We start from the raw sequence: 10,629 nt of genomic DNA, 5'->3' as shown, positions 1-10,629 counted from the left end.
GCGCTTGGCAGGAAAGGCGGTCTATTCGGCCGCCTCAAGCCCCTCTGCCTCGTCCTCGATCATGTCCTCAACAGGCTCGTCCGTCGCTACCCCGCGATAGATCGCCTTCCCTGTCGCCACCTCGATGAGCCCGAGCAGCGCTTCCTGACGCCGTCCTACGAAACCGTCGAAGTCATCCGACCGTAGCAGCAGGGGATCGATCAGGTGGCTTTCAAGGTGGGTATCGATGGCGGCGTCTGATGCCGCGCCCTGCTTGGGCAAGCGCGCGAGATATGCAGACGGGGCATCGCCGCCGACGATCCGGTTGGTCTTGGAACTGAGCGGTGTCTTGTTGATGATCGTGTCATACCGCTCGCGCGGGATGCCCATCTTCTGGCACCAAGCGCGCGGGAAGATGTGATGGATGTCGACGGCCTCGTCGAAGTAGCTGGTCTGGTTGTAGCTCTGCCCCGACAAGAAATCCCGCGCCTGCTTGTGCATCAACAGGGCATGAACACCCTTGTAGGCCGCTGACAGTCGTGACGTCATCGTCTTGAGGCGTTCCGGCCGGAAAGCCGAGTCCTTCACCGTTGTCGGCTCCGGCCCGCCATCGATCCAGGCGAGGACATCGGCAAGGTCCTTGGCGAAACGGGTCTCGATCGCCCCTCCATAGAGCTCCCCGAAAACACCGCACCAGTACCACTGAGCAAGCTTCTGGCGCACCGCCTCCTGCGTCCAGCGATCGCCAAGTTCCGTGAGGATGGCTGCCAGCGGCACCAGTTGCGACTGATAGGGGACGTCCTTGAACCAGAAGATGTTCTGACCGAAGAGGAACTTCCCGGCCTTCTTGAACCCCTCCTCCAGCGCGCCCGCATACTGCTTGTAGGCGCCCAGCGGAACGCTGAGCACGGTATCGCGAGTGCAGCTGATCGCCGGGGCATCGCCGGGCAACTGCGCCGCCAGATGATTTAGGCGGCGATCCCGGGTGAACAGAAGTGCCAGCGCCTGAAAGAAATCGGTCGGCTGCAAACGCGTCAGCGGATGTTCCTTGAGGGCGATCGCGTCCTTCAGGGTCTTGGCGATCTTGGTCCATTCCTCGCGAAGCAAGAATCCTTCTTCCTCACCCGCATAGATCGCTGTGAGCAGTTCGAACGCGTCGAGCTTCTTGCCGCCCGTGTTCACCTTCTCGAACACAAGGCAGACGGCCTCGCGGCTTGTGCTTTTGCCAAGCTCGATCACTGGCATCTGATACTGGTGGAAGGCAGACAGCACCTCGTTCAGGAATTTGAACCAGAACTGCATCTTGTCTGGGGCGTACTGCCAGTATGCGGCGAACTTGGTCAGCCAGTCGTTCCAATCGAAGATGCGGTTGGTCGGGAACATGCACTGTTCAAACTCAGCCTCTTCGGTCGTCAGATCCCGAACGACCTCCTTACCGAAGTTCCGCGTCTCAATCTTGCTCTCGGGGATTCCTACGAAGGCGTCGATCCGATCAACACCCTCGTCTAGGGCGCGCGCCATATCGATGTAGTAGAAGCGTTTGATCTTCTGCTTCTTGGTGTTCATCGTCTCGACAACGCTTCGGCGCATCGTCGTCTGATACAGCGATGTCAGCCGCTGCTGCCCATCCAGAAGCAAAGACTCCGGCGCGACATTTGCGCTGCCAGGCGGTGCGCCTTCAATGGGGCGAGGCTTGAACTTCACCTCGCCGCCCGCCTGCAATGTCATTATCGCGCCAACCGGGAAGGACCGGGAAATCGATGCCAGGAGGCCACGCAGGCCCTCATCATCCCAGACCCAGCCACGCTGGAAATCCGGCAGCTGGATCAGACCATCGCGCGCCCGTTTCAGAAGGTCGTCCAGCGGCTTCTTAGTGCTGTCGAATTCTACCCGTGCCATCAACGCTTCGCCAAGTTCGGATGGCACTGCTTGTCGAATAGTGCGGAAATTGCACCTTGAACCGCCCGTCTAGGGTCGTACATTTTGGCCTGACTTGATCGGGTCACGCTATCTAAACTCTACTTCTTTCGGACGTGAACTGGGAATATTCCATCGCGCCTGACGCGCTCAATTGCTTCTCGCCTAATGCTCAAGGCCTCACGGTTCATAAAGTGCTGAACAGTCGCTGAAGAATTCGCACTCTTGGTCTCGAGTTTGCCTTCGCCAGCGCTGAAGCTAAAGGAAAGCTGTTGTGAATGCAGCTTATCATCCTGCTGTGTCATCAGACGCTTCCTTCTTTGATAGCAAGATCAGCCACAACTTTTGTCTCGTATGTTGCTGGACCGTCGAGCGCGATCGTCAGCATAGGCAGCACGGAAGTCTTGTCATCAATCCGACGTCGTCCATTCTCTTTGCGTTCAGCAAGAGGGCGGAAAAGTTTGAGGAAGTTCTTTGGGGCAACCCCATCGAATTGTTGGAAGAACACCTTAGTCTGCGGTGCTGCGTCCTTAACCCGATTGCCATCTTCATCTATATCGTGCGGAACCTCGGTTATCGCGTCCTCATGGAGCTGGGTCGCTAAGCTTTTCAAGTAAGGCTCAATGTAGACCACTCTTTTAATTCCGGCCGCTACTATGTGGCGGGCGCAATTGTGGCACGGATAGGTATTCGTAAACAACGTCGCGCCCACGAGAGAGTGCTTTCCTTCGCGCGCAATAGAGACAATTGCCTCCATTTCTGCATGAATGGAACGAGAAAACTCAATCAAATCCTTAATGCGAGTTCCACCGATGGCGTTTCTCACATCTTCTGGGCCCGTACCTTTCTTCAGAAGACCAGCGCCAACAATTTTTTGCACAACGTCGGTGATGATCTCCATCCTGCGCATCTCGTTATGGCATTCACCATCAGCCCAGTTGTAGCACCGATTGTCCTGAGTGCTGGAGTAGCGATCGTCTTCATTGTAAAGACCTCCGCCGAACTTTGGCACGTCGTTCCACCCGACCCCAATGAACTCACCCGCAGACGAAACAATTGCCGCGCCAACCTGGCGAGACATACATGCGGAATTGGCAGCAACAGAGCTTGCTTTATACATTGCGGCTTCTTCGCGGGTTGGAGTATGAACCCCAACATCAAAAACCAACTCAACGAAGCGTTCGATCTTCTCGTTAAGCCTGTATAGATCAGCGTCATTGCAGATGAAGAAGTCAGAGCTTGTAAAAACTTTACGTGTCTTTTGGCCAAAAGAAGCTTCTTCGCCTTGATCCCTCTTGAGAATCTCAACAAAGGTTTGCTTCTTTCCCTCCTTAATTTTGAGTCGCTTGTTCCTGATGGCATCTGGTGCAAACACGCCAATAAGAATAAGTGAGTCGCCATAAACGCTTCGAAGGAGTTCGGCTTCGTCGATATTCTTGATCGAATCAATAATATATGCGATTCGCTTGGGAACAATTATCCCATCGCTGTATCCACCAGCTCTCTTTCGCTCAGTATGTATCGCCTCAATCGCCTTTTCGATCAGGTAAGTTGTGCCATACTCCTCGCGCAAATCATTGCCAGCATCTTGCATGGCGGCAATGTAGTTGTCTAAACCAGTTTCCCGTGAAGGCAGGGGCTTGCCCTTTTTCTTCAGGCCCTCGCGGATGAAGTCTGAAATTGTAATGATCTTCGGAGCGAGATACAGGTACTCGTTTTTCAGGAGTTTGTGGAGTTCGTTTGCTACAGTAGTGCAGCCGGAACCAAGTGGGCCAACGAGTGCGAACACCAGTTCTTGCGAGCGACGGTCCTTCAGGTCATTGGCGAGCGGGGCTTGCGCTGCTGCTTCATCGTGAACATTCTGAGAAGCCGCTTTCAATGCAAGCTGATTCATTTTGACCGTTTTTGTTTACTTCCGCCCCTGCTGCTTCACTATGTCATAGGCTGCGGTCGGTTTCAATCACCGCCGCTAACGGTTTGAACCTTTTGTGTCCCCGTGGTGACTCGTCTCCCTCACTACATACCCCGCCGCAAAGTTCACCGCCCCCTGCGCCAGCGCGAGTCCGCCTGCGACAAGGGACGCCCCAACCTCGCCACCGCAGGCTTCCGACAGCCCCGGAAGCCAGGGCGCGATGATCGCGGCCACGATCGGGCCGAGCAGGCTGGTCCAGCCGACGGCGGCCATTTTGCGGGTGGGACGAAGGGTTGGTTGGTTGAACAGGTTCATGTTGGTCTCTCCTTTGGTGGATTTCAGGCCCGGTCGATCCAGGTGCGCACGACGAAGCCTGGGCAGGCTTTGGCGGCGTGGTCGTTGTGACCGGTGATGCGGGTGATGGCGGTCTTGGCGCGGATGGCGTCGATCAGGCCGCGCAGGGCGCGATCCTGGGCGACGGTGAAGTTCCGCTCAAAGGGATCGGTCGCGGCCGAACCCGCGCCGCCGATCAGGCAGATGTGGATGACGCCGCGATTGTGACCTTCGACCCCGGCGCCGATCTCGGTCTCTGCCCGGCCAGGCAGGATCGCGCCGTCGCGATCGATCAGATGGTGGTAGCCGAGCTTGCGCCACCCGCGTTCTTCGCGGTGCCAGCGGTCGATCTCCTTGCGCTTAGCGGTGAGCGGCTGGCCCCGCATCCAATCGGGGTGGGTGGCTGCGCAATGGATGACGATTTCGTCCACAGGGTAGCGGGCGCTGCCCTGGAAGATCATCGGCCCGGCTGGCACCGACACCGCAGGCTTCAAGTTGCGGATCGCGCCACCCTCGGCAGAAACGGTCTTCAAGGCGGCATCAGTGCGCGGGCCGAAGAGGCCGTCGATCGCGCCGGTGTAGTAGCCGAGGCGTGCCAGCGCCATTTGCAGCGCCTTCAGCGCGTCGATCTGGTCGGTCATGGGTTTGGTCCTTTCGGGCAAAGAAAAACCCCGCCGGAAGGGCGGGGCGCGGGTCGTTCTGGGCGAAGTTCAACCGGCCTTGGGCGGGTCCGGCGGCGGGTTTTGTGCCTCGCGGGCGGCCGCCAGTTCCGCGGCCAGAAGGGCGCAGCGTTCAGAGAGGATCGCGATCTGCTGACGCAGTTCGGCGACATAGGCGGATGACCCCGACCGGAATTTGCGTGTCTCAGGCTCATGACAAGGTGATCCGACATGTCCTCATCCGCGATCTGCGCCACACCTTCGCGCCCTTGCTGGTCTCCGGGGGTGCATCGCTGGAAATGATCGGCCGACTGCTCGGTCACACCCAGATCGGCACCACTCAGCGTTACGCGCACCTGATCGACGCACCCCTGCGCGCCGGGGTGAACGCGGTGGGCGAGATGCTGAAGCCGCGGTTGAGGGTGGTGGGGGAGTAGGGGGCAGCACGAAAGCTACTCGACAGACGGGACACGCAAATCCAACAAGTGGATGACAACCACTGGTGGCTGAGCTATCTCAAACATAAAACGGCTTACACCGCGAGGGCAGAGATCCAGGATGACGGCTATCGAAGTAAAGCGTGACGGGAAAGGCAGGATTTTTAGCCATGTCAGAAAAAAGTGGCTTATTGAAACACCGGAAGAAGCGGTAAGGCAAGAGTATCTGTTACATCTAGTGAACGAATACCAGTTTTCTCTGGACCAAATTTCCGAGGAAATGGATTTAACGGGACGTGGAAGCGCAAGTGCGCGGGCTGATTTTGTTCTGTGGAGGACAGTTCAGGACAAGATTGAGGACAATGCACCATTTGTCATAGTGGAATGCAAGTCGGACAACGTTACGATCAAGCCAGCGGACTACAATCAAGGTGAGAATTATGCGCGCATTGTGGGTGCGCCATTTTTTGTGACGCACAACTCTCGCGAAACAAAATACTGGCGTGTCAAGAAGGAAAAGGTTCCAGGTTACACTGAAGAAATTGAAAACATTCCTCACGGAAATGCTTCGGACAAGGACATTGAGGAGCTTCTCAACAAGCTTCGAGCATTCAAAGAGAAGGAGTTTGCGGACCTACTGCACCAGTGCCACAACATTATCCGGAATAGGGAAAAGAAGGACCCGGCCGCGGCGTTTGATGAAATCGCAAAAGTGCTATTCACCAAGGTATACGTGGAACGGCAACTTTTAACACGACGGAGCAAAACTAATCTTTTCACAGTTGATGTATTAAAGGGCCAGATTGCAGAAAATCCGTTGGACAACCTGTTCCAGCAAACAAAATCCCATTACTCAACTGACAAAATCTTTGACGATGATGAGCGGATCAATCTCAAGCCCGCTACCGGCGAAGAGATTGTCCGCAAGCTCGAAAAGTACAATCTTTCGGACACCAGCGAGGACGTTAAGGGTGTGGCATTCGAACGTTTTCTCGGTCGCACATTTCGCGGTGAGATAGGGCAGTTCTTCACCCCGCGAACTATCGTGGAATTCATGGTTCACATGGTGGACCCCCAAGAAGGTGAGGTCGTTTGCGATCCAGCTAGCGGTTCAGGGGGGTTCCTAATCCGCGTGTTTGAGATCGTACGCGAGAAGATACTTGCCGATGCCGACAGGCAGTACAACGAGTTCAAGGTCTCTGTGGATGCCGACACGTCTCTGAGCGAAGAAGAGAAGGCCAAAAAACTGAAGGCCAGGTTCGAAGAGATCCAGCGGGACCTTGACCAAAGCGTCCCGGGATCGCGCCTTTGGAAACTCTCGAACCGATGCATCTATGGGACGGATGCAAACGATCGGATGGCTCGCACGTCCAAGATGAATATGATTATGCACGGAGACGGGCACGGTGGCGTGCATCACCATGACGGATTCCTGAACGTGAACGGCATTTTCGAAGGACGGTTCGACATCATCCTAACAAACCCGCCGTTCGGTGCGAACGTCGAGCCGAGTGACAAAATCCTTCCTTCAGAGATCGAAGTGTCTCCCGCTGCAGAGCGCAGGTATCTGGACGAGTATGGCGAGCTTTACCGCGAGTCTCAGGCGCGCGTCAAAGCGCACGTCAACAAGCCCATTGCCAGCCTCTTCAAGCTGCCAGCCAGCGAGAAATCAAAGATAAAGACCGAGCTCTTGTTTATCGAACGATGCCTCGACCTTCTGAAGCCCGGCGGTCGCATGGGCATCGTCTTGCCCGAAGGCATCTTCAATAACCCGTCTCTTACCCGCGTACGTGAGTTCACAGAAGATCGCGCCTTCCTGCGTGCCGTTGTAAGCCTGCCGCCAGAAACCTTTGTCAGCTCAGGCGCAAGCGTGAAGTGTTCTTTGCTCTTCTTGCAGAAGTTCACCGAAGTCGAAGAGCGCGTCTTTCGAATTCGTAGGGCGGCATGCCGAAAATTCATCGAAAAGCGGTACGAGCCAGAAATCGCCGCCGAACGGTCACGCCTCGATACAGCAATACTGGCCGCAAAAGATAGCGGAAACCAGGAAGCGCGGACCGCCCTGCAGAAGGAGCTACGAGAGTACATAAGCCGCATGGAAGGCTTGAAGACGGCTGAGTCCCGAAAATTGGCAAAGATTCGGTTTCCGTATTCCATCTTCATGTACGAAGCCGACCATGTTGGAATTTCCGCCACAGGTGAAGAAGACACCAATGAACTAGGTCCTAATACAAATCTGCCCGAAGGAATAACTCGTTCGTGCATTGAGTGGTTCGAACTTTTTCGGAATGACCCCAATGCGTTGGCTGGTGCCAGTTCATGAAGCCAATCGAAGAAGCAGCACGAAAACTGCCCCTTGTGGTACCATTCTCGGAGGTTGCCACTTGGAACGTGTCAGCGCAATTTGCGGCGAAATGGCATTGGGAGGACCTCCACGTTCACGAGCTGGGATGGGCGCTTACTCGGCGTAGCGAGGCAGCACTTGACAGTTTGCGCCCGAACTCTGAGGTGACGCTTCTTACCATCCGATTTGATGGTAGCATCGAACGACGAGATCCGACTAAGATAAGCGAAGTAAAGGGAAAGCTTTTTCGGGTTTTTCCCGGAGATGTAGTCTTTTCTAAAATTGACGTCCGGAATGGCGCAATTGGAATTGCACCAGATGATATTCCAAACATGTGCGCCACTTCGGAGTTTCCAGTTTATACGGTGGACTTGGGCAAGGCGGAGCCTGATTACATCAAGCTGCTATTCCGAACCGACGCATTCATGCGACTTCTAAACTCGATGATTAGTGGCGCATCTGGTCGAAAGCGAATTCAACCGACGCAGCTTCAAGATGCGAAAGTACCCCTACCAGGTCTCCCAACTCAGAATGCTATCGCTGATGTGTGGCGGGATGGCGTTGCAGCACTGAACTCGCACCTTAACTGCGTGAAGCGATTAGCGGTGAAGCTAAACGATCAACTGGAAAAGCGAACGGTTGGATTCGAGCAGTCATGCAGGTCGCGATTTTTTGTCGCTGGCTACGAAGCTACACAACAGTGGGACATGAAAGCAGGCCGCGCCGCTCACTTCCTTTCCTCAAACCCCGATTTCGTTCGACTTGGCGACTACACTGAAGAGTGCACCGCGACCGTTAGGCCGTGGGAACAGCCAGAGAAGGAATGGCCTGTGTACGGCGTCAACAACAAGGACGGCGTTTTTCTCAACGGCTATCAGCAAGGTGCAGATTTCAATGCGCCTTATAAGCGCATTGAAAAGGATTGGTTCTTCCACAATCCGACGCGCGCCAATGTCGGCTCTTTGGGAATCGTGCCCGACGTGCCTGAGGACGCAATCACCAGCCCGGAATATCAAGTCTGGCGACTGACAAGCGGCTTTTTGCCTGAGTTCATGGCGTTGCTTTTGCGGACCGATTACTTCCTTTCACTTGTTGCTTTCAATCGGGTGGGAGGGGTCAAGCAGCGCATGTACTATGGCAATCTTGCCGAAATCAGGCTTCCCTTGATTCCAATCGAAGAGCAGCAGCGCGTGGCGAACGAATACACGTTGCTATTATCGAAGATTTCCAAGGCGCGCACCGATCTAGAGCGCCGAAAGGGCAAGATCGAACAAATGATCTTGGGAACGCTGAAGGTTGAAGGGAACTGAAGTGTCGCGGGGCAAGCAATACATCGAATTTGAAAGCCTCTTTGCCGAAGGCGTCCTTGGCATTTTCAGGATTATCCGTGGCTATGCAGACCTACGCGACTTGGCCGCGGTTTCCGTTCCCTACAAGATGGAAGCGGGACCAGCGGGTGCAGGTGTCGTAGGCCACCAAAGGCCAGAATCTGAAAAGCACGCCGAAGACATCAAGAAGTACCTTGATGCAGAGTGAAAGCCGCTTCCTGCCTGAGGTGATCCTATCAGTTCGGTCTCCGGTCCGTCTTGAAACCGCGCGTGGGGTGGTCGGGCAGGACGAATTGGGGCTGGGGGAAACCGTGTTCGGTGCGACTAACCCTGCTGGCAGTCCGGTTCAGATCAGCCGCCGACATTCGAACAAGACAAGCCCTATCCAACGCGTGCGAGTCGCGCGAGGCCAGCTTGAAGCGATCAGGAACGACAAGCTTGTGCGGCGTATTGACGGGAACCACCGGCTACACTTGGCCGACCAGCTTGTCGAAGACGCCAACACGCCAACAAAGTATCTGGCACCGTTCTGCATGATCCTGCTTGGCGATGCCGCCAATGACTCCGACGATTTTGCAGAATCCCTGATCTTCCACACAATCAATAGCACTGCCCTTCCTTTGGAGTCGGAACACGGTCTTCAGCTTCTTCTTGGGCAAAATCCGGTCCATGCGATGCTTCCCGACAACGAGTTCGCCTACAGTCCAGATTTGCACCTGACGCGGTTGCTATCGGAACGCCTCAACGGTTTGGCAGCACCGACCCGCGCAAAGTTCGGCGAGAGACCACTGACGGCACTTTGGGAGTCCGCCCGCAACCTCATCGCGATGGACCGGGCGATTACTCAAGATCGCCCAACACTGACAGCGTTCGCCGAAGACCTCTTCGCGGGCCTTTCCGAAATCGCGATACGCCTGACCGTAAACCACCCCTCGATGTGTCGCACCTATGGCTTCTTCGAGCTTGCTGCGCGCGTGTGGAAGGAGGCACCGGGTAATAATCACGAAGAGAAAGTGTTGGCGTCAGGCGCTGTTCTTGATCGCCTCGGACGCTTGCTTGGAGCCCAGGGGATAACAAGCCTCTTGAACCGGTTGTCACCAGCCGAGCAGCTTTTAGAGACATTTAAGGCCGCGCAGATGCGCATCCCCAAGAGGGTCTTATTGGCCCGCTGGTATCCGCCTCAGAGCGCCCCTGATGACGCATTTAATCGCGCAAACCTTCGGCTTCAGCAATTACAACAGACTTTGGCCAATATCCTTGCAGCACATGGTGTTTCCCTTGAGCTCGTGGATATGGGAACCGAAGAGGGTGGTAACCCTCCAATACATTCCAGGATGTATGAGGCGATTGCGTCGGCGGATATCATTATTTGCGATCTTACCGGCCAGCGCCCAAACGTGTTCATCGAAGCTGGTTTTGCGCTTAAGCATCATGAACAGAATAGACTTATCTTTCTCTTTGAGCCGCGATCGGAGACGGACAAGGTTCCATTCGACCTTAACACCTTTAAGTATGTGCAAATCTCTCAGGCGGCGGAGATTCCTAATAGGTTGGGAGCGGAGATTAACGCCATTCAAACGGCATCTGGCTCAATATTGTGAGGTCCAGCTTGAAGTGCTTTGTGTTTAATCCTCTACGAGCAGATTTTGTAAGCAGCTTTTCGATTGGCTGTGATCCTTCTCGGGGATTTGCAATACTAGTAATGCGTGATTGGCAGAGTTTG

At 55.1% G+C, this 10,629-nt stretch carries 8 protein-coding genes and 1 pseudogene; 5 read left to right on the top strand and 4 right to left on the bottom strand.

Annotated features, from left to right (window positions below):
• Positions 1 to 21: 21 nt before the first annotated feature.
• The 4 genes from ACFSM0_RS11805 to ACFSM0_RS11790 all read right to left on the bottom strand — a co-directional run bounded on the left by ACFSM0_RS11805 (position 22) and on the right by ACFSM0_RS11790 (position 4,782).
• A complete protein-coding gene (locus ACFSM0_RS11805) occupies positions 22 to 1,878 on the bottom strand; it encodes a GmrSD restriction endonuclease domain-containing protein (protein ID WP_377390564.1) in 1,857 nt (618 codons plus the stop codon).
• A gap of 322 nt (positions 1,879 to 2,200) precedes the next feature.
• Complete coding sequence (locus ACFSM0_RS11800; protein ID WP_377390562.1) at positions 2,201 to 3,790, bottom strand: anti-phage dCTP deaminase; 1,590 nt, start codon at positions 3,788 to 3,790, stop codon at positions 2,201 to 2,203.
• Between the two features lie 75 nt (positions 3,791 to 3,865).
• Positions 3,866 to 4,123: a hypothetical protein gene (locus ACFSM0_RS11795; protein WP_377390560.1), complete on the bottom strand. Its 258-nt coding sequence runs from the start codon at positions 4,121 to 4,123 to the stop codon at positions 3,866 to 3,868.
• Positions 4,124 to 4,146: 23 nt separating this feature from the next.
• Positions 4,147 to 4,782, bottom strand: coding sequence for an N-acetylmuramoyl-L-alanine amidase (locus ACFSM0_RS11790; protein ID WP_377390558.1), 636 nt, complete (start codon positions 4,780 to 4,782; stop codon positions 4,147 to 4,149).
• Positions 4,783 to 5,033: 251 nt separating this feature from the next.
• Here ACFSM0_RS11790 and ACFSM0_RS11785 point away from each other — a divergent pair.
• The 5 genes and pseudogenes from ACFSM0_RS11785 to ACFSM0_RS11765 form a co-directional block, all read left to right on the top strand.
• Positions 5,034 to 5,237: pseudogene (locus ACFSM0_RS11785) on the top strand (tyrosine-type recombinase/integrase); the annotation flags it as partial.
• 121 nt (positions 5,238 to 5,358) lie between these two features.
• Positions 5,359 to 7,557, top strand: coding sequence for an N-6 DNA methylase (locus ACFSM0_RS11780; protein WP_377390556.1), 2,199 nt, complete (start codon positions 5,359 to 5,361; stop codon positions 7,555 to 7,557).
• A complete protein-coding gene (locus ACFSM0_RS11775; RefSeq protein ID WP_377390554.1) occupies positions 7,554 to 8,888 on the top strand; it encodes a restriction endonuclease subunit S in 1,335 nt (444 codons plus the stop codon). The genes ACFSM0_RS11780 and ACFSM0_RS11775 overlap by 4 nt, the downstream gene beginning before the upstream one ends.
• Positions 8,875 to 9,114, top strand: a complete 240-nt coding sequence (locus tag ACFSM0_RS11770) for a hypothetical protein (protein WP_377390552.1) — start codon at positions 8,875 to 8,877, stop codon at positions 9,112 to 9,114. Before ACFSM0_RS11775 ends, ACFSM0_RS11770 begins: the two co-directional genes overlap by 14 nt.
• Positions 9,104 to 10,507 carry a hypothetical protein gene (locus ACFSM0_RS11765; protein ID WP_377390550.1) on the top strand — a complete coding sequence of 468 codons (1,404 nt, stop codon included), beginning with the start codon at positions 9,104 to 9,106 and terminating at the stop codon, positions 10,505 to 10,507. Before ACFSM0_RS11770 ends, ACFSM0_RS11765 begins: the two co-directional genes overlap by 11 nt.
• Positions 10,508 to 10,629: the final 122 nt, after the last annotated feature.

The organism is Rhodobacter lacus (assembly GCF_042683065.1).
In the GTDB taxonomy this organism is placed as follows: Bacteria; Pseudomonadota; Alphaproteobacteria; order Rhodobacterales; family Rhodobacteraceae; genus Rhodobacter; species Rhodobacter lacus.
This window is presented reverse-complemented; position numbering and strand designations above follow the sequence as displayed.